General features: G+C 71.9%; 17 protein-coding genes. 13 read left to right on the forward strand and 4 right to left on the reverse strand.

Features of this window, described 5'->3' with window-relative positions; genetic code table 11:
- Window positions 1–113 precede the first annotated feature (113 nt).
- The 7 genes from ACQSSQ_RS23765 (at window position 114) to ACQSSQ_RS23795 (ending at window position 10,246) form a co-directional block, all read left to right on the forward strand.
- On the forward strand, window positions 114–1,040 hold the full coding sequence (locus ACQSSQ_RS23765) for an ABC transporter permease (protein WP_431329636.1): 927 nt from the start codon (window positions 114–116) through the stop codon (window positions 1,038–1,040).
- Window positions 1,033–2,007, forward strand: a complete 975-nt coding sequence (locus tag ACQSSQ_RS23770) for an ABC transporter permease (protein WP_431329637.1) — start codon at window positions 1,033–1,035, stop codon at window positions 2,005–2,007. The genes ACQSSQ_RS23765 and ACQSSQ_RS23770 overlap by 8 nt, the downstream gene beginning before the upstream one ends.
- Window positions 2,004–3,710, forward strand: coding sequence for a dipeptide ABC transporter ATP-binding protein (locus ACQSSQ_RS23775; protein WP_431329638.1), 1,707 nt, complete (start codon window positions 2,004–2,006; stop codon window positions 3,708–3,710). Before ACQSSQ_RS23770 ends, ACQSSQ_RS23775 begins: the two co-directional genes overlap by 4 nt.
- A gap of 140 nt (window positions 3,711–3,850) precedes the next feature.
- Window positions 3,851–4,543 (forward strand): hypothetical protein, encoded by a 693-nt coding sequence (locus ACQSSQ_RS23780; RefSeq protein ID WP_431329639.1) that lies wholly within the window; start codon window positions 3,851–3,853, stop codon window positions 4,541–4,543.
- Window positions 4,543–6,090, forward strand: coding sequence for a DNA polymerase Y family protein (locus ACQSSQ_RS23785; protein ID WP_431329640.1), 1,548 nt, complete (start codon window positions 4,543–4,545; stop codon window positions 6,088–6,090). Before ACQSSQ_RS23780 ends, ACQSSQ_RS23785 begins: the two co-directional genes overlap by 1 nt.
- Before the next feature lie 16 nt (window positions 6,091–6,106).
- Complete coding sequence (locus tag ACQSSQ_RS23790) at window positions 6,107–9,595, forward strand: error-prone DNA polymerase (RefSeq protein ID WP_431329651.1); 3,489 nt, start codon at window positions 6,107–6,109, stop codon at window positions 9,593–9,595.
- Between the two features lie 51 nt (window positions 9,596–9,646).
- A complete protein-coding gene (locus tag ACQSSQ_RS23795) occupies window positions 9,647–10,246 on the forward strand; it encodes a class I SAM-dependent methyltransferase (RefSeq protein WP_431329652.1) in 600 nt (199 codons plus the stop codon).
- Window positions 10,247–10,339: 93 nt separating this feature from the next.
- Here the strand turns inward: ACQSSQ_RS23795 and ACQSSQ_RS23800 are convergent, their stop codons facing one another.
- Complete coding sequence (locus ACQSSQ_RS23800) at window positions 10,340–10,768, reverse strand: HNH endonuclease signature motif containing protein (RefSeq protein ID WP_431329641.1); 429 nt, start codon at window positions 10,766–10,768, stop codon at window positions 10,340–10,342.
- A gap of 661 nt (window positions 10,769–11,429) precedes the next feature.
- On the opposite strand from ACQSSQ_RS23800, the gene ACQSSQ_RS23805 reads away from it, so the two are divergent.
- On the forward strand, window positions 11,430–11,831 hold the full coding sequence (locus ACQSSQ_RS23805; protein ID WP_431329642.1) for a hypothetical protein: 402 nt from the start codon (window positions 11,430–11,432) through the stop codon (window positions 11,829–11,831).
- 17 nt (window positions 11,832–11,848) lie between these two features.
- Here the strand turns inward: ACQSSQ_RS23805 and ACQSSQ_RS23810 are convergent, their stop codons facing one another.
- The 3 genes from ACQSSQ_RS23810 to ACQSSQ_RS23820 all read right to left on the reverse strand — a co-directional run bounded on the left by ACQSSQ_RS23810 (window position 11,849) and on the right by ACQSSQ_RS23820 (window position 13,910).
- Window positions 11,849–12,313: a hypothetical protein gene (locus tag ACQSSQ_RS23810; protein WP_431329643.1), complete on the reverse strand. Its 465-nt coding sequence runs from the start codon at window positions 12,311–12,313 to the stop codon at window positions 11,849–11,851.
- 69 nt (window positions 12,314–12,382) lie between these two features.
- The gene (locus ACQSSQ_RS23815; RefSeq protein WP_431329644.1) at window positions 12,383–13,327 is read right to left on the reverse strand and encodes a hypothetical protein; all 945 of its coding nucleotides are present in this window, start codon (window positions 13,325–13,327) and stop codon (window positions 12,383–12,385) included.
- The gene (locus tag ACQSSQ_RS23820) at window positions 13,314–13,910 is read right to left on the reverse strand and encodes an RNA polymerase sigma factor (RefSeq protein WP_431329645.1); all 597 of its coding nucleotides are present in this window, start codon (window positions 13,908–13,910) and stop codon (window positions 13,314–13,316) included. Before ACQSSQ_RS23820 ends, ACQSSQ_RS23815 begins: the two co-directional genes overlap by 14 nt.
- A gap of 442 nt (window positions 13,911–14,352) precedes the next feature.
- On the opposite strand from ACQSSQ_RS23820, the gene ACQSSQ_RS23825 reads away from it, so the two are divergent.
- From ACQSSQ_RS23825 to ACQSSQ_RS23845, 5 genes are all read left to right on the forward strand, one after another.
- On the forward strand, window positions 14,353–14,994 hold the full coding sequence (locus ACQSSQ_RS23825) for an SPFH domain-containing protein (RefSeq protein ID WP_431329646.1): 642 nt from the start codon (window positions 14,353–14,355) through the stop codon (window positions 14,992–14,994).
- Window positions 14,995–15,103: 109 nt separating this feature from the next.
- Complete coding sequence (locus tag ACQSSQ_RS23830) at window positions 15,104–16,456, forward strand: flavin-containing monooxygenase (RefSeq protein WP_431329647.1); 1,353 nt, start codon at window positions 15,104–15,106, stop codon at window positions 16,454–16,456.
- Entirely contained in the window at window positions 16,453–17,388 is a 936-nt protein-coding gene (locus ACQSSQ_RS23835) for a bile acid:sodium symporter family protein (protein ID WP_431329648.1), read from the forward strand. The genes ACQSSQ_RS23830 and ACQSSQ_RS23835 overlap by 4 nt, the downstream gene beginning before the upstream one ends.
- On the forward strand, window positions 17,385–18,353 hold the full coding sequence (locus tag ACQSSQ_RS23840; RefSeq protein WP_431329649.1) for an SDR family oxidoreductase: 969 nt from the start codon (window positions 17,385–17,387) through the stop codon (window positions 18,351–18,353). Before ACQSSQ_RS23835 ends, ACQSSQ_RS23840 begins: the two co-directional genes overlap by 4 nt.
- 19 nt (window positions 18,354–18,372) lie before the next feature.
- Window positions 18,373–18,936 carry a hypothetical protein gene (locus ACQSSQ_RS23845; protein ID WP_431329650.1) on the forward strand — a complete coding sequence of 188 codons (564 nt, stop codon included), beginning with the start codon at window positions 18,373–18,375 and terminating at the stop codon, window positions 18,934–18,936.
- Window positions 18,937–19,058: the final 122 nt, after the last annotated feature.

The raw sequence follows: 19,058 nt of genomic DNA on the forward strand, positions 1-19,058 counted from the left end.
ACGCGGGGTCAGCGCCATGACGGCGCTGCCCCCGCGTGGCCCTGCGCGGGTCAAAGGCATCCGATCGGTGCCGGAGGCCTGATACCTTTTAACCATCCCGTAGGAGGCCACTGATGTGGTGGTATGCCGCGCGGCGCATCTTGCAGACGATCCCCGTCATCCTCGGGTCGACGCTGCTCATCTACGCGCTCGTCTTCCTTCGTCCGGGTGACCCGATTCGCGCGATCTTCGGTGACAAGCCCGTCTCCGACGCCGTCATCGAACAGGTCCGGGCCCAGTACAACTTCGACCAGCCGTTCCTCGTCCAGTGGCTGCTCTTCCTCAAGGGCGCCATCACGCTGGACTTCGGCCAGTCGTTCACCGGTCGCGACGTCAGCGACCTCGTGGCCGAGGCGTTCCCGGTCACCATCAAGCTCGCTCTCATGGCCCTCGTGATCGAGGCCGTCCTCGGCATCATCGCCGGTACGATCGCCGGCCTCCGCAAGGGCAAGCTCTTCGACTCGACGATGCTCGTCACGTCCCTGCTCGTGATCGCCGTGCCGATCTTCGTGTTCGGCTTCGTCATGCAGCTGATCTTCGGCGTGAAGCTCGGGTGGTTCCCCCCGACGGTCGGAGGCAACACGTCCTTCTACAACCTGTTGCTCCCCGCCATCGTCCTCGCCCTGGTGTCCTTCGCGTACATCGTGCGGCTGACACGGACGTCGGTCGCGGGCAACCTCACCGCGGACCACGTCCGGACGGCCCGCGCCAAGGGGCTCTCCGAGGGTGTGGTGGTGCGGCGGCACGTGCTGCGCAACTCGCTCATCCCGACGGTGACCTTCCTTGGCGCCGACCTGGGTGCACTGATGGCCGGTGCGATCGTCACCGAGGGCATCTTCAACATCCCGGGGATCGGCAACCTCGCGTTCAACGCGATCAAGCGTGGCGAGACACCGACCATCGTCTCGGTGGTCACGATCATGGTGCTCGTCTACGTGCTCACCTCGCTGATCGTCGACCTGCTCTACGCCTGGCTCGACCCAAGGATCCGTTATGCCTAAGCCCACGCTCCCGGGGCAGGAGCGCTACGTCGCCCCGATCGACGAGACGCCGCTCGCGGCGGTCGACTCCGTCCAGGTGGACGAGGCGCCGGCCAGCCAGTGGAAGGAGGCGTGGAAGCAGCTCCGCAAGAACCCGATGTTCTGGGTGTCCTCGGTGCTGCTGACGATCCTCGCGATCGTCATCATCGCCCCCGGCCTGTTCACCAACGCCGACCCGCGCTTCTGCGAGCTCAGCAACAGCCTCGGCCCGGCGGAGTCCGGCCACCCGTTCGGCTTCGACAAGCAGGGGTGCGACGTGTGGGCCCGCACGCTCTACGGAGCGCGCGCCTCGGTCGCCGTCGGCGTGCTGACGACCCTGGTCGTGGCCCTCCTCGGCGGACTCACCGGCGCCCTGGCCGGCTTCCGGGGTGGCATGACCGACACGTTCATCTCCCGCATCAGCGACATCTTCTTCGCCATCCCGCTGCTGCTGGCCGCGATCGTCTGCCTCTCGGCCGTCAACAACTGGTTCCCGGACCGGGGCTTCTGGGGCGGCGTCCTCGCGGTCGTCGCCGCGCTGGGCCTCTTCGGCTGGCCGCAGATCACCCGCATCATGCGCGGGTCGGTCCTCGAGGTGAAGAACTACGAGTTCGTCGACGCGGCACGAGCCATCGGTGCGAGCAACCAGCGCAACCTGTGGCGCCACATCGTGCCCAACGCGATCTCGCCGGTGATCGTCACCTCGACGGTCTCGCTCGGCATCTTCATCGTCGCCGAGGCCACGCTGTCGTTCCTCGGTCTGGGCCTCCCGTTCTCGGTGGTCTCCTGGGGCAACGACATCAGCTCGGCCCAGGAGCTCGTCCGCTCGGGCACGTCGCTGAACGTCATGTTCGTCCCGGTCACCGCACTGGTCCTCACCGTGCTCAGCTTCATCCTGCTCGGTGACTCCGTCCGCGATGCCCTGGACCCGAAGGCGAGGAAGCGATGAGCCAGCAGCCCCTCCTCGAGGTCCGTGACCTCGACGTCGCCTTCTACTCCGAGAAGAAGGCCATCCCTGCCGTACGTGGCGCGAGCCTGACCGTCTACCCCGGTCAGACCGTCGCCATCGTGGGTGAGTCGGGATCAGGAAAGTCGACGACCGCGCACGCGATCATCGGCCTGCTCCCCGGCACCGGCAAGGTCGTCGGCGGCGAGATCATCTTCGACGGCAAGGACATCGCGCACTCGAGCAAGAAGGGCTTCCAGGCCCTGCGCGGTGACCAGATCGGCCTCGTCCCGCAGGACCCGATGACCAACCTGAACCCGCTGTGGCGGGTCGGGGACCAGATCAAGGAAGCGCTGGTCGCCAACGACATCGCCAAGGGCAGCGACGCCGACCGTCGAGTGCTCGCCCTCCTCGAGGAGGCCGGCCTCAGCGACGTCGAGCGCCGTGCCCGCCAGTACCCGCACGAGTTCTCCGGCGGCATGCGGCAGCGTGCCCTGATCGCGATGGGTCTGGCGGCGCGTCCGAAGCTCCTCATCGCCGACGAGCCCACCTCGGCGCTCGACGTGACGGTGCAGAAGCAGATCCTCGACCACCTCGACGGGCTCACCGACGAGCTCGGCACCGCTGTCCTGCTGATCACGCACGACCTCGGTCTCGCGGCCGAGCGTGCCGACCACATCGTCGTGATGTACCGCGGCACGATCGTGGAGTCGGGTCCGGCGCTCGAGATCCTCAAGAACCCCGAGCACCCGTACACGAAGCGTCTCGTCTCGTCGGCACCGTCGATCGCGTCCCAGCGGCTCGCGTCGGTCAAGGCGCGCGAGGAGGTCCGCGAGCAGGCGGTGCAGACCGCCGGCGAGATCGCGGCCGAGATCGCCACCACGGCGGGCGAGGTCGGCAAGGGCGAGAACGAGATCATCGTCGTCGAGGGCCTGACGAAGGTCTTCAAGCTCCCGGGCGACCGTCCGTGGCGCAAGACCGACCTGCGGGCGGTCGACGACGTGACGTTCACCCTGCGTCGCGGCACCACCACGGCGATCGTGGGGGAGTCGGGCTCGGGCAAGTCGACGGTGGCACGGATGGTCCTCGGACTCCTCCAGCCCACCGCGGGCACGGTCCTGTTCGACGGCTACGACACCGCGCAGCTCAAGGGCAAGCGTCAGCTGGCGCTGCGCCGCCAGATGCAGCCGGTGTTCCAGAACCCGTACGCGTCGCTCGACCCGATGTACTCGATCTACAAGTCCATCGAGGAGCCCCTCGAGACGCACAAGATCGGGTCGTCGAAGGAGCGCGAGGCGAAGGTCCGCGACCTGCTCGAGAAGGTGTCGCTGCCGAGCTCGCTCATGCGGCGCTACCCCAACGAGCTGTCCGGTGGTCAGCGTCAGCGTGTCGCCATCGCGCGCGCCCTGGCGCTCGAGCCGGAGGTCGTGGTCCTCGACGAGGCGGTCTCCGCCCTCGACGTGCTGGTCCAGGCCCAGATCCTGGAGCTGCTCAACGACCTCCAGGCCGAGATGGGTCTCAGCTATCTGTTCATCACGCACGACCTCGCGGTGGTCCGCCAGATCGCCGACGACGTGCTGGTGATGCAGAACGGCAAGGTCGTGGAGGCGGCGAGCGTGAACGAGGTGTTCGACAACCCGCGCGAGAGCTACACGCGCAGGCTGCTCGACGCGATCCCCGGTCGCGACCTGCTGACGACCGCCTGAGGCGCCTTCCGCCCCGGGTGAGGCCCAGCGTCACGGTGCCCCGGCCGTCACGCGCCACGTGCGCGTGACGGTCGGGGCACCGCCGTCTCACCCGTCGACCCCCGTTTGACTCCTTCGAACATGTGTTCGAACATGGAGGGGTGACGGGTGCAGCAGTTCTCGACCAGCTGGCCGCGCGGGTCCGCGCGATGGAGGGGCCCCCACCGGTGCGGGACCGGTTGCCCACCTTGCCCGCGTTGGCCCAGGTGGTGCCGGGCGGTCTCCTGCGCGGAGCCGCCTACGAGGTGAGCGACTCGCTCGCCCTGGCTCTCGCGCTGGCGGCGGGGCCGTCCTCCGAAGGCGCCTGGTGCGCCGTGGTGGGCGTCCCGGAGATGGGTGCCGAGGCCGCAGCGGGGCTCGGCGTCGCGCTGGAGCGGACCATCCTCGTCCCCGCACCGGGCGAGCACTGGCAGCACGTGGTGAGCACGCTCGCCGACGTCACGGACGCGATCGTCGTACGCCCTCCGGCGCGCGTCCGCGACGTCGACGCCCAGCGGATCGCGGCCCGTCTGCGCCAGCACGGGACCACGGTGGTCGCGCTGACGGCGCACGCCGGTGCCTGGCCGCGGCCTGCCGGCCGGCTCGAGGTCACCGAGAGCTCCTGGACCGGCATGGGCGACGGGCACGGGCACCTGCGTCGGCGTCACGTGACCGTCACCGCGACCGGCCGGTGGGGGCGTCCTCACCGCACCCGTCTCTGGCTGGACGCCGCCGTCGAGGCCGTCGCTGCCGTCGAGCCCGTGACGCCCGTCGTACCCCTGCACGGGCCGGTCGGCTACGGGGTGGCGAGCTGATGGCACGCACGCTGGTGGCATGGTGCCCGGACTGGCCCGTTCGGGCGGTCCGGCACACCGGGGCGGGGGTCGACCTGCCGCCCGGTGCTCCGGTCGCGCTGTTCGAGCACGGCGAGGTGCGGGCCTGCTCGGCGTCGGCGCGCCGGGAGGGGGTCCGGCGGGGCCAGCGGATGCGTGACGCGCAGGCGCGGTGCCCGGAGCTGGTGACCCTCGACTACGACCCGGGGCTCGATGTGCGCGCGTTCGAGCCGGTGCTCGCGGCGGTCGAGGAGATCGCCCCGGGGGTGCAGCCGCTGCGTCCTGGCACCTGCGCGGTGCGGGTGGCCGGTCCGGGCCGCTACTTCGGCGGCGAGCAGCACGCCGCCGCGGTCCTCGCCGAGCGGCTCGTCGAGCACGGCGTCGACGACGTGCGCTTCGGGATCGCCGACGCCGTGTTCGCCGCCGAGCAGGCAGCCCGGCAGGCGAGCGTCCAGGACAGCGTCGTGGTGCCGGCGGGGGAGTCGGCGGCGTTCCTCGCGGACCTCCCGGTGAGCGTCCTCGACCGGCCGGAGCTGGTGAGCCTGCTGCAGCGGCTGGGGCTCCGTACCCTGGGCGCGTTCGCCGCCCTGCGTCCCGCCGACGTGCTCACCCGGTTCGGTCCCGACGGGGCGCTCGCGCACCGGCTCGCCCGCGGCGTCGACGACCGGCCGTTCGCTGCGCGTCGCCCCCCGTCGGACCTCGAGCGCGAGGTCACGTTCGAGCCGCCGCTGGAGGACGCCGAGGCGGTCGCGTTCAGCGTCCGCCGGACCGCCGAGGCCTTCGTCGCCGGGCTCGCCGAGCGGCAGCTGGTCTGCACCAGCGTGTGGGTGGAGGTGCACACCGACCGGGGAGAGACCTCGGAGCGGCAGTGGCTGCACCCCCGCTGGTTCGACGCCGGTGATCTCGTCGACCGCGTCCGCTGGCAGCTGCAGGCGGGAGCCGCTTCGGCCGTCGCTGCCCCGGTGAGCGGGGTGAAGCTGGTCCCGGCGGACGTGGCACCGGTGACCGACCACGCCGAGGGGCTCTGGGGGAGCGGGCCCGACGCACGGATCCACCGGGCGGCGTCGAAGGTGCAGAGCATGCTCGGCCGCGAGGCCGTGGTCTCCGCCGTCGTCGGGGGTGGGCGCGGTCCCGCCGACCGGCGGACGCTCGTGCCGTGGGGCGATCCGCTCACCCCGGACCGTGCGGCGGCACCGCCGTGGCCGGGGAGCCTTCCGGCGCCTGCCCCTGCGACGGTGTACGACCCGCCGCTGGCCGCGCAGGTGGTCGGCGCCTCGGGGCAGCCGGTGGTGGTGAGCGAGCGGGGGAGCGTGACCGCGGCGCCGGCACGGTTCGGGGTCGCAGACCCTCCGGCCGCGGGCCTCCAGCCGGTCGCCGCGTGGGCGGGGCCGTGGCCGGTCGACGAGCGCTGGTGGGATGCCGAGCAGACGGTGCGGGCGGCGCGGTTCCAGGTGGTCGGCGTCGACGGCAGCGCGTGGCTGCTTCGGGTCAGCGACGGCGTGTGGTGCGTGGAAGCCCGGTATGACTGATGAGCGGAGCCGACTGATGGGGTTCAACAACCCCGACATGCCCTGGTCGGAGCTCGAGCGCCGGCTGTCGGGTCGGCTGCTGCCCGAGGAGCACCCGCGCGACCCGATCCGCGACGGTCGGCCGCTCGCGCCCGGCTTCGACGCGCCCGACGGGGGCGACGGTCCGGCGTTCTCGCGCAAGCGCGGGCCGTACGAACCCCCTGCGGCGCCGGACGAGCCCGCGCCCGACGAGCCGTACGTCCCGTACGCGGAGCTGCACGCGCACTCCGACTTCAGCTTCCTCGACGGCGCGAGCAGCCCGGAGGCGCTGGTCGAGGAGGCGGTGCGGCTGCGGCTGACCGGGTTGGCGCTGGTCGACCACGACGGCTTCTACGGCGTGGTGCGGATGGCGGAGGCGGCCGCGATGCACGGCCTGCCGACGGTGTTCGGGGCCGAGCTGTCGCTGGGGCTGTCGGGCCCGCAGAACGGCGCCGCCGACCCGGAGGGCACGCACCTCGTGGTGCTGGCACGAGGCCAGGAGGGCTACCACCGTCTCGCGGGTGCGCTCACCGCCGCGCACCTCGCCGGCGGGGAGAAGGGGCGTCCCGTCTACGCCGTCGACGACCTGGCCGACCGCCTCGGAGGCCACGCCGTGGTGCTGACCGGCTGCCGCAAGGGCGCGGTGCGTCAGGCGCTGGTCGGTCCCACCGGGACGGAGGTGGACGACGTCGCCGCCGAGAAGGAGGTGCGGGCGCTCACCGAGCGGTTCGGCGACGACAACGTCCTGGTGGAGCTGACCGACCACGGGGACCCGTACGACTCGGTCCGCAACGACGCGCTCGCCGCGATCGCCGACCGGCTCGGCCTGCCCGTCGTGGCGACGGGCAACGTGCATGCAGCGACGCCCGCGGACCGCCGGCTCGCGGGGGCGGTCGCCGCGGTCCGGGCACGCCGCAGCCTGGACGCGATGGACGGCTGGCTGCCGGCGGCCGGGCCGCCGTACCTGCGTTCCGGCGCCGAGATGGCGCGCCTCTTCGCCCGCTACCCGGGGGCGGTGGAGCGGACCGTGGACGTCGCTGCCGACCTCGCGTTCGAGCTGCGGCGGGCCAAGCCGAAGCTCCCGAAGCAGAAGGTCCCCGAGGGTCACAGCCCGATGTCGTGGCTGCGCGAGCTGGTGCGGAAGGGGGCAGAGGAGAAGTATGCGGACGCGCCGCCCAGCACGCACGAGCGGCTGGAGCGCGAGCTCGCGGTGATCGAGGAGCTGGACTTCCCGGGCTACTTCCTGATCGTCCACGACATCGTCGCGTACGCGAAGTCGCGCGGGATCCTGTGCCAGGGCCGAGGGTCGGCCGCGAACTCCGCGGTCTGCTACGCCCTCGGGATCACCGCGGTCGACTCGGTGAAGTTCGACCTGCCGTTCGAGCGGTTCCTGTCGGCGACGCGCGACGAGGAGCCGGACATCGACGTGGACTTCGACTCCGACCGTCGCGAGGAGGTGATCCAGTGGGTGTACGAGCAGTACGGCCGCCACAACGCCGCGCAGGTCGCCAACGTCATCTCGTACCGTCCGAAGTCTGCCGTCCGCGACATGGCCAAGGCGCTCGGCTACTCGCAGGGGCAGCAGGACGCGTGGTCCAAGCACATCGACATGTGGAGCAGCCTGCCGCGCGACGAGGCGACCGAGGACATCCCGGAGCCGGTGCTCGACCTGGCGGAGCAGCTCCTCAAGGCGCCGCGCCACCTCGGCATCCACTCCGGCGGGATGGTGCTCACCGACCGCCCGGTGGGGGAGGTGTGCCCGATCGAGCACGCCCGGATGGAGAACCGCACCGTCCTGCAGTGGGACAAGGACGACTGCGCGTGGATGGGGCTGGTGAAGTTCGACCTGCTCGGGCTCGGGATGCTCGGCGCCATCCAGCACACGTTCGACATCGTGGCCGAGCACACCGGTGAGCGGTGGGACCTGGCCTCGATCCCGAAGGAGGAGAAGGGCGTCTACGACCAGCTGTGCCGCGGCGACTCGGTCGGGGTCTTCCAGGTGGAGAGCCGCGCCCAGATCGGGACGCTCCCGCGTCTGAAGCCGCGGCGCTTCTACGACCTGGTGTGCGAGATCGCGCTGATCCGACCCGGCCCGATCCAGGGCGGGGCGGTGCACCCGTTCATCCGGCGCCGGACGGGGGTGGAGCCGATCACGTACCTGCACCCGGCGCTCGAGCCGGTGCTGCGCCGTACCCTCGGCGTGCCGCTGTTCCAGGAGCAGCTCATGCAGATCGCGATGCAGGTCGGCGGATGCACCGGGGACGAGGCGGACCTGCTGCGTCGGGCGATGGGGTCCAAGCGCGGGGTGGAGAAGATCGAGCGGCTGCGCTCGACGCTGTACGCGGGGATGGCGGCGCACGGCATCACCGGCGACCTGGCCGACGAGATCTACCTGCGGATCGAGGCGTTCGCGAGCTTCGGGTTCGCCGAGTCGCACTCGATCAGCTTCGCGCTGCTCGTGTACGCGAGCACGTGGCTGCGGCTGCACTACCCGGGCGCGTTCCTCGCCGGGTTGCTGCGGGCACAGCCGATGGGGTTCTACTCGCCGGCGAGCCTGGTCTCCGACGCACGGCGCCACGGGGTGGAGGTGCTGCGTCCGGACGTGAACCGTTCGGGGGTGGGCGCCGACCTGGAACCCGATGGTCGAGTAGCCCGAGCCCCCCAGGGCGAGGGCGTATCGAGACCCACCGGGCACGACGCCTGTCTGGAGAAGGATCAACCGCCTGTCGGCGACTTCGACGCGAGCATCCCCTTCGACCACGCGTGGCACCGGCGCGACGGACGGTTCGTCGTACGCCTCGGGCTGGCAGCCGTCACCTCGGTGGGGGAGGACGCCGCCGAGCGCATCGTCGCCGAACGCGCCCGCGGCGGGCCGTACACGTCGATGACCGACCTCACCCGCCGTGTCGCGCTGACGGCGGCGCAGGTCGAGGCGCTCGCGACCGCAGGGGCGTTCGAAGGGTTCGGGCTGACGCGGCGCGAGGCGCTGTGGGCGGCGGGCCCGGCGGCGCAGGAGAGCCCGGACCAGCTCGAAGGCACGTCGGTGCTCAGCGACGCTCCGACCCTTCCGGGGATGAGCCTGGCCGAGACCACGATGGCCGACCTGTGGGCGACCGCGATCGCCCCGGACAGCCACCCGATGGAGCACGTGCGCGAGGCCATGCGGACCCGGGGCGTGCTGCGCGTGTCCGCCTTGGCCGAGGTGGAGCCCGGGAAGCGTGTGGAGGTCGCAGGTCTGGTCACGCACCGTCAGCGCCCGGCGACTGCCGGCGGGGTCACCTTCCTCAACCTCGAGGACGAGACGGGGATGCTCAACGTGATCTGCACGGCGGGACTGTGGTCGCGCTACCGACGGGTCGTCCGCGACTCCAGCGCGCTGGTGGTCCGCGGGATCATCGAACGCCGTGACGGCGCGATCAACCTGCACGCCGACCGCGTGGAGCGGCTGCCGATCACGATGAGGACGACGTCGCGTGACTTCCGGTGACCGCGCCTGGTCCGGCTCGTGCGCTACGGTCGATAGCCTCGGGGCGTGACCATGGTGGACGTCGGTAATGCGTACGACGCTCGCGCGGCCGAGTACATCGAGCTCCTCGGATCGGTCGAGCAGATGGCAGAGCAGGATCGCGCGACGATCGGACGCTGGCAGGCCGGTATCGACGGCGACATCCTCGACGCCGGGTGCGGCCCAGGGCACTGGACGGAGGTGCTCTCCCAGGGCGGAGCGCGCGAGGTGCGGGGCATCGACGCGTCGGCCCACTTCATCGCCTCGGCGCGGCGGCGCTTCCCGCATCTCGACTTCGCACGAGGTGATCTCGCCGCGCTGCCCTTCGCCTCGGGCTCTGTCGCGGGCGTCCTGTCGTGGTTCTCGATCATCCATACCCCGCCGGATGCCGTTCCTGTGATCCTTCGCGAGTTCGCTCGCGTCCTGGCTCCTGGGGGATCCCTCCTGCTCGGGTTCTTCGACGGCGATGCCGGCGTGGCGTTCGACCACGCGGTGACGACGGCGTACTACTGGTCCGCCGACGCGCTCGGCGCCCTCTTGGCGCCCGTCGGGTTCGTCGTGGAGCAGGCCTCGGCCCGCCAGGATCCCGGTGTCCGCCGGCAGGGCGACCTGACGGCGAGGGTGACCGTCTGACGACGGCGCTGCCCCTGGTGTGGAGGGCCCCAGCAACGCGCCGCGCGGCCACGGGTGGACTGAGCGGGGAGTCCCGCCGACGAGGCATCCCGGCTATTGCCGCAGCCGACCGACGAGATGCCGCAAGTGATCCTCGAGCGGTGAGCCGGACGCGTGCCGAGGGGTGCGTGGGACGAGGCGCTCGGGTGCGCGGCCCCCGCCGGGCCGGGAACGACGCGAGGTATAGCGGTGACCGGTCGGCGTACGCCACTGCACCCCATCGACGAGGCGACCCTCGATACGGGCAGGAGTGCCGCCGACGACCGGTGAGACCGTCCAGCCCCGCATCTCCTTGACGAGGTTGTCCGGCCGGCAGACGCCTTCGACGTTGTCGGCCGTGCTCGCGCCGCCGTGCGCGTACGGGCGCAGGTGGTCGAGGTCGTGCACGTCGCCGTCGCACCCTGGTCGCAGGCACGTGTCGTCCGCGGCGTGCGACGGCGGACGGGAAACGCCGGCGGCGACTGTCGACCCCGGTGACCGCATCGCCGCTCGGGGTCGTGAACAGGCGCCGAACCCATCCGCGGTCGGCAGCTGCCGCGTCCGTCGCGATCCGTCGTGCGAGTCCTGCCGGGATCGGACCGTAGCCCTCGAGTACAGCAGGCGTGTCCTCCGCTCCGAACAGCACCTCCGGTCGCATCAGGAGAGCGACCTCCGCCGACGGTGCGGCGCGGCCGGGAGTGGCGCTGGCTGACCCCGCGCTGGCTGACCCCGCGCCGTCGGGTGTCGCCCGCAGCGCCTGGAGCGCGAGGTCGCAGGTGATCTGGCGGCTCGCACGCCCGGCCGCACGTCCAGAAGCCTGGTCGGTGAGCGTCTGGCGCGCGAGATGGTTCCAGGCGGCGACGACGTGCTCCGCTGGCCCGTACACGCTGATCGTCGCCATCGCGTCGGCGTTGCGGCGGAGCCGGACCGAGCGCTTGGCGCGGGCACGCTCTGCTCGGACCTCGGCGCCGTCAGGATCGAGGGCCAGCGCCAAGCGGCGCGCCTCGCCCCCGGCCTGCCGCAGCGTCAGCTCGGGCAGGACACCAGCGAGGTCGGCGTCGACCTGGCCGCGCAGCGCCGGCGGGAGCGCGGCGGTCTCCCGGCAGACCGCGCCCGCCACCGCCGTACCGATCAGCCCTGACCCCAGCAGGGCCCGGGTGCTCGGGTGGTCGCGGAGCGCGCGGGCGAGGTCGTGGCTGCGCTGCGCCGCCTCGGTGGAGACGCCACGGGCCATCGACACCTCGGCCCGGACCGAACGCTCCACGGCTCGTGCCGCGCGCTCGACGGACTCGGGATCGCGCGGGTCGTCGGGTGGGTGGGTCGTGCGGCGCCGTGCGTCGAGCGCCGCGATCGCCTCGAGCTGGACCGCGTTGACGATGTGCCCGATCTGCTCGCAGGCGGCGGCCACGACGACCTCCTCGGCACCCGAGGCCAGGTCGGCGTCGGACGTCGCCGCCACCCGGGACTGGGCATCGACGACCACGTGGCCCACCCGCGAGAGCAGGTCTGCCAGTGGATCTGGCTGGCTGGAATCGAACACGTGTACGAGGCTATCGCTCACGACTGACAGCTGCCGGCAGGTGGTCAGGCTCTGCCCAACGCCGTCGCGCAGTGCCGTTCGTCGGCGTCGACGCAGATCTCGAGGCGGACGATCGTGCCCCGCGCGAGGTCGACCCGGTGAGTGGTGCCGGAGCTCCGCGACGCGCGCCCGGCCGAGACGTCGAGCGTCTCCTCGTCGAGGATCGGCGACCAGCCTCCGTGGCGTCGTACGGAGACGGCGTAGACGGCCGGACGTTGCAGCGTGTTCTCCACCGAGATCGTGCCCCGGGCTCCGCGGAACGACAGGGTCGCCGCGGAAGGCCCGAGGCGGACGGCCGCCTCCACGTCACGGCCGCCCGCCTCCGTCGCCGACGCGTGCGACACGATGCGCCAGGGCGTCTCCCCGGCGCCGCCCGCGACGTAGAGGCCCGTGGCGACGACCGCGGCGGCGGCCACCGCTACCCCGAGATGTTGAGCGGGCCTCCTGCGCCCGTCCTGCGTGCGTCCCATCGCGTGATCCCCCTGACGTCGGTGACGCGAGGACCGTACGGACGGCGACTTTCACCGCGCTTGCACCGGTCAGCCGCCGGAGCAGGGGAGCAGCTGCCCGTGCGAGCCCGTGCGTTCTGCGTCCCCGATCTGCGCCCGGACCAGCCGATGGGTCGCACGGTCGAACGTGAGGCCGACGGCGTCGGAGAGGACGACCGTGACCACGCGGCGGCCGTCGACGGTGGTCGCCTCGACCTTCGCGTCGTCCCCCAGCAGGGCGAGGGCGCGGAGGGCGGCGCCGCGCGCCGCAGCCGGCGGCTCCCCGACGACGAGCACCCCGGCCAGCGTCTCGGCGACCGACGTCGCACCGTCCGACCCCGCCGCGCTCCCCATGGACCCGAGGTGGTCCACGAGCGCCTGCGGATCCGCAGGCCATCCCGCGTACCACGCCGGGTCGCTCCACGCGCCGGCCTGCCCTGACCAGTCAGGTCCACCGGATTCCACGATCTTCGCCACCAGCGCCAGCCTCTTCTGCGTGGCGGCGGTGTCGGAAGCAACGGGCGCGTCACGCCCGTCATCGCCACCCGCAGCGCCCCGCTTGTCCGCCTCCGCGGGCCTCTGTCCTCCGGTCGCGGCGATCGCGTCCGATCGCGCCTCCTCCTTGGTGCGCTCGTCCTTCGGCGCCGGTCTGCACACGAGAAGTGCCTCGCCGGTCGACTCCGCGCCCGCGCGCACCTCCACCATCGCCGCCGCTCGCAGCACCTCGGCGGCGTCGGCAGGCGCGGGGGAGAGCGGCGAGTCGCCGGCACCGTCGCCCAGCACCGGGAAGACCACGGCGAGGGAGACCGCGGCGATGCCGGCGCCCGCGAGGGCGAGCGTACGGCGGCGCCGAGGGCGAGCGACCGCCGCGCCGGGCTCGTCGTACCCGGTGGCCAGCAGCCGTCGCAGTCGTGCCTCGTCGTCGGCGGTGACGGCGCAGTCGTCGACGGAGACGGGGTCGACCAGCGCGGTCGTGAGGGGATCAGGCGAGCTCATGGGAGACCTCCGGGTCGAGGCGGGGTACGGGGATGGGAGTGGGCGGCGCCGACGCTCGCGGCGCGCGTGCGTCAGGCTCGGGCTGGGAGAGGGCGTCGCGGAGCCTGCGTCGCGCGCGGTGGAGTCGTACGGCGGCGGTCCCGGGCCGGCAGCCGACGACCCGGGCCACTGCCGCGACGTCGAGGTGCTCCCAGTAGACGAGCAGCAGCACCTCCTGCTCCGGCTCGCTCAGGCGCCGGATCGCGTCGACCAGCGCAGTACGGTCGGCGACACGGTCCGCGTCGTCCGGCACGTGCTCGACGGGTAGTCCGGCGAGCCGCGCGGCCAGGACCTCGCGGCGCCGGTCCGAGCGCAGCTGGTTGCGCAGCACGTTGCGCGCCGTCGCGTACAGCCACGGCAGCCCGCCGGTGAGGGCCTGGTCGGCGCGGCGCCACGCGATCAGGAACGTCTCGGCGACGACGTCCTCGGCGACGGAGTCGGGCGCACGCCGTCGGGCGTACGCGCGGATCTGGGGGAGATGGGTGCGGTACAGGCGCACGTAGCGTTCTCGCGTCCGTGCGGGACCGTCCTCGTCGGTGCTCACAACCGTTCATGTCCTCGGGGCCCAGGGTGATTACCGGCGGGCGGAGACCTCACCGTACGGGCGCGCCCGACCGTTGCGGAACCCCGTGCCTCGGGCCTGGGGAAACCCGGTCGCGCTGGTCGGTGGATCGCTGCCATCCTGGCGGTCCGCGAGATCAGGGGGCCCACGGTCGTCACCGCTGCGAGCCCCCGCGTCGTACCCCGCGGAGTCCTTCTCCGGAAAGGATCCAGGTGGCAGACCGCTGCGGCGGCGGGGTTCGAGTCCCCACTCCCGCGTACGGACCGTCGCTCCTCGGGGCGGGGGTGCGGACGGCCCTGCGAGACCACGCGTCTCCCGCCGGCCGGACCCCGGTCCGTACGCGGTCACCGCGGCGACCACGCACGAACCATGCACGAACCACGCACGAACCACGACGACGAGAGCAGGAGAGGAGCGACACGACATGATCACCGTGATGCCGTACGAGCGGGTCCTGCACTACCGAAGGGGCGCCTTCCAGGAGATCCTCGAGCCCGGGCGACACCGGGTGTGGGGGTTCGGTCACACCTTCGTCCGGATCGGTGTGCGTGCAGAGCTCCTCGCGACCGGCACGCAGACCGTGCCGACGAGCGACGGCGTCGCCGTGAAGGCGTCGGCGGTCGTCGTGTGGCGGATCGACGACCCGCGCCGCTGGTACGAGGCGAGCGGCCGGCCCCTCGACCTGCTGTACGACGCGGCGAAGGAGGCGGTGCGGGTCGTGGTGGCGGAACACGCCGTCGACGACCTCGCGGCCGGGCCGCCGGCCGTGGCCGTGCCGGACGGACTGATCGAGCGGGCGGCCGCGCTGGGCGTCGTCGTCGAGCGGTTCGCGGTGCGCGACGTGGTCGCGCCGGCGGGCATCAGGCGGGCGCGCGAGGCGCTGGTCGAGGCCAGGTCGCAGGCCCTGGCCGACCTCGAGGAGGCGCGCGCGCAGACTGCCGTCCTCCGGCACCTGGCCAACGTCGCCGGCGTCCTCGAGGACCACCCGGCGCTGGCGGCGCTGAAGCTCGCCGAGACGGCCGGCCTCCACGGCGGCACGGTCGTCATCGACCGCCCGAGAGGCTAGCGCCGCCCGGTCCTCCGGTTTCGGTCTCCGTGCATGAAAGGAGACCGGAACCGGAGGATCTCTCGGGATGCCGCCGTTGTCCCGAAGAACGTCTGGCACACTAGGGCGCGTGTCCAAGATCACAACGGGCTCCGGCGCCTCCGCCGCGGCCCCGCTTCCCTATGCCGTCATCGGCGCCGGCCCCTCCGGCCTCGCCGCGACCCGGGCCCTGACCCGTCGCGGGATCCCCGTCTCCGGGTACGAGATGAACGCCGACGTCGGGGGGCTGTGGGACATCGACGGGCCTCGCAGCACGATGTACGAGTCGGCGCACCTCATCTCGTCGAAGACGACGACAGAGTTCAGCGAGCACCCGATGGCCGACGACGTCGCCGACTACCCGAGCCACCGTGAGCTGAAGCGCTACTTCCACGGGTACGCCGACCGGTTCGGCCTGCGGGACCACTACCGGTTCGGGACCGAGGTGACCCGGGTGGAGCAGCACCCGGAGGGGGGCTGGGTGGTCTCGAGCACCGGCGACGGTGGCTCCAGCACCGAGCGGGTCGCGGGCGTGATCGTCGCCAACGGCACCCTGTCCGAGCCGAACGTGCCGCAGCTCAAGGGCACCTTCGACGGGGAGGTCTTCCACACCAGCGCCTACAAGAAGGCCTCCGTCTTCGCGGGCAAGCGCGTCCTCATCATCGGCGCCGGCAACTCCGGCTGCGACATCGCCGTCGACGCGGTGCACCATGCGGCGTCCGTGGACATGAGCGTGCGGCGCGGCTACTACTTCGTGCCGAAGTACCTGTTCGGCAAGCCCGCCGACACCCTCAACCAGGGCAGACCGCTGCCGCCGCGGATCAAGCAGGCGATCGACAGCCGCGTCCTCAAGCTGTTCACCGGTGACCCGGTCCGGCTCGGGTTCCCCAAGCCGGACTACAAGATCTACGAGTCCCACCCGATCGTGAACTCGCTGATCCTCCACCACCTCGGTCACGGTGACCTGAGCATCAAGCCCGACGTCGACCACGTGGACGGCTCGACGGTGTACTTCCGCGACAGCGGAGATGGGCAGAGCCGCGATGGCACGTGCCGCGACTACGACATGATCGTGCTCGCCACCGGCTACCGGCTGCACTACCCGTTCGTCGACCCGGAGCTGCTGCGCTGGAACGGCTGGTCGCCCCAGCTCTACCTCAACATCTTCACGCCGGAGGCCGACGGCCTCTTCGTCATGGGCATGGTCGAGGCGTCGGGCCTCGGGTGGCAGGGCCGGTACGAGCAGGCCGAGCTGATCGCGACGTACGTCGAGGCGCAGGAGCAGCGTCCTGCGCAGGCCGCCGCGTTCACGGCGAAGACGCGGGGCCCGTTGCCGGACCTGTCGGGCGGCTACCGCTACCTCGGGCTGGAGCGCATGTCGTACTACGTCAACAAGGACGCCTACCGTACGGCGGTGCGTGCCGCGATCGAGGAGCTCTCATGACCATCCTGGCCGCCGACGTCGACGCGATCACCATCTCGTTCAACGAGAGCTCGCTGACGCTGCTCAAGATCGTCATCGGCACGATCCTGTTCGGGATCGCGCTCGACACCCGGCTCGAGGACTTTCGCGCCGCGGCGCGCAAGCCGGTGGCGATGGGCGTAGCGATCGCCGGGCAGTTCCTGCTGCTGCCCGCGATCACGTTCGTGCTCACGCTGCTGCTCAACGTCCGCGGGTCGGTCGCGCTCGGCATGATCCTGGTGGCGTGCTGCCCGCCGGGCAACGTGTCCAACATCCTCACCCACCGGGCCCGGGGCGACGTCGCCCTCTCGGTCGCGATGACGTCGGTCGGCAACGTGCTCGCGATCTTCCTGATGCCGCTCAACTTCGCCTTCTGGGGCGGCCTCCACCCCAGCGGCAAGGACTTCCTCGAGACGATCGAGGTCACGCCCTGGGACATGCTCAGCGAGGTCGTCCTCGTGATCGGCGTGCCGTTCTTCCTGGGGATCACCGTCGCGCGGTTGTGGCCTCGGTTCGCGGCCCGAGCCCACGGGATCGTCAGCAAGATCGCGTTCCTCGCGCTCGCGGCGATCATCCTCGTCGGGCTCACCAGCAACTGGGACATCTTCGTCGACTACATCGGCGTGGTCGTCATCGCCGTGTTCCTGCACGACGCGCTCGCCCTGGCCCTCGGGTACGGGATCGCGAAGGGCGCCCGTCTGTCCGACCGGAGCACGCGCGCGATGACGTTCGAGGTCGGCATCCGCAACGCCGGTCTCGGGCTGCTGCTGGTGTTCGAGTTCTTCGACGGGCTCGGCGGCATGGCGCTCGTGGCCGCGTGGTGGGGCATCTGGGACATCATCGCCGGACTCTTCGTGGCGTCCTTGTGGGCGCGGCGACCGGTCCGCGAGGAGAAGGTCGAGGTCGCGGCATGAGCGGTACGCCCGCGGCGGGCCGCCGCGTCCTCGTGACCGGCGGCTCGGGGTTCCTCGGCTCGTCCGTCGTGCCCGGACTCGCCGCGGACCCCGGCGTCGCCCAGGTCGTGAGCGGCGACGTGCGTGAGCCGCGTGAACGCGTCGAGGGTGTGGTCCACACGACCCTCGACGTGACCGACGCGCAGGCGGTCTCCGACGCCGTCGCACAGCACGACATCGACACGGTCGTGCACCTGGCGTCGATCGTGAACCCGCCGCCCGGCATGTCGGAGGACGTGGCATACCGGGTCGACGTCGACGGCAGCCGGAACGTCCTCGACGCGGCGCTGGCCCACGGCGTACGCCGGCTGGTCGTGTCGTCCAGCGGGGCGGCGTACGGCTATCACGCGGACAACCCGGCGTGGATCACCGAGGACCAGCCGGTCCGCGGCAACGACGCCTTCGCGTACAGCCGGCACAAGCGGCTTGTGGAGGAGATGCTCGCCGACGCCCGCCGCGACCATCCCGAGCTCGAGCAGACGGTGCTGCGGATCGGCACGATCCTCGGCGAGCGGGTCGACAACCAGATCACCGACCTCTTTCGCAAGAAGCGACTGCTCAAGATCGCCGGCTCGGACTCGCCGTTCGTGTTCGTCTGGGACACCGACCTGACGGCCATCGTCGTCCGGGCCGTCACGTCGGACGTGACCGGGATCTTCAACGTGGCGGGCGACGGCGCGCTGACGATCGACGAGATCGCCGCGCGGCTCGGTCGGGGCACCCTGCCGATCCCCGAGGTCGTGCTGCGGTCGGTGCTCGCGGTCGCGAAGCCGCTGAGGCTCACCCAGTACGGCCCGGAGCAGACGAAGTTCCTCCAGTACCGGCCGGTCCTCGACAACACCCGGTTGCGGACCGTCTTCGGCTACGCGCCGGAGTACACCTCGGAGCAGGCGTTCGACGCGTGGAGGGCGGCCAACGGGCTCTGACCGTCGTACCGTGACAGCCATGGCGCGACAGCAGGGAGTGCGGGCGGTCCGGGGATCCGAGGAGTCGTTGGTCGAGGCCACCGGGGCGTCGTACGCGCAGTGGTTCGCGAAGGTCGACGACGCGGGCGCGATCGCGGCCGACGGCACCTCCTGGCCGCACGGCAGGATCGCGGCGTTCCTCGTCGAGGAGGGTGTCGCCGGGTGGTGGGCGCAGCACCTGACGGTCGTCTACGAGCAGGAGCGCGGCATCCGGGCGCCGGGCCAGCGGGCCGACGGGACGTTCAGCGCGTCCGTCTCGCGGACGGTCGACCAGCCGGTGCCGGTCGCTGCCGAGCGGGCCGCCGGCGTGGTCGCCGACGCGCTCGGCGTGCCCGCGCCGTCGCTGAACCTGGCCGCGAAGAACCCCAGCGGCCGCTTCCGCCGCGACGACGGCTCCGTCATCGTGCTCGGCGTCAGTCCGCGCGGCGAGGGGCGCAGCGTCGTGGCGCTGGAGCACGCGGGACTCGACGCCGACGCCGACCTCGACGCGGTGAAGGCGCGGTTGCGGGAGCTGCTGGGGGGTCTCGACACGCCGCTCGCCTAGCTGTGATGTCCAGGCACGTTGGTCGAGATCGTGTGACGACTCGGTCTGAGGTGTAGATGGGTGAAGGCCTCCTGGTGTGGAGTGGAGCTGTCTAAGGAACCGCTCCGCCACCAAGGAGGCCT

The organism is Mumia spirodelae, from assembly GCF_050632745.1.
Lineage (GTDB): Bacteria > Actinomycetota > Actinomycetes > Propionibacteriales > Nocardioidaceae > Mumia.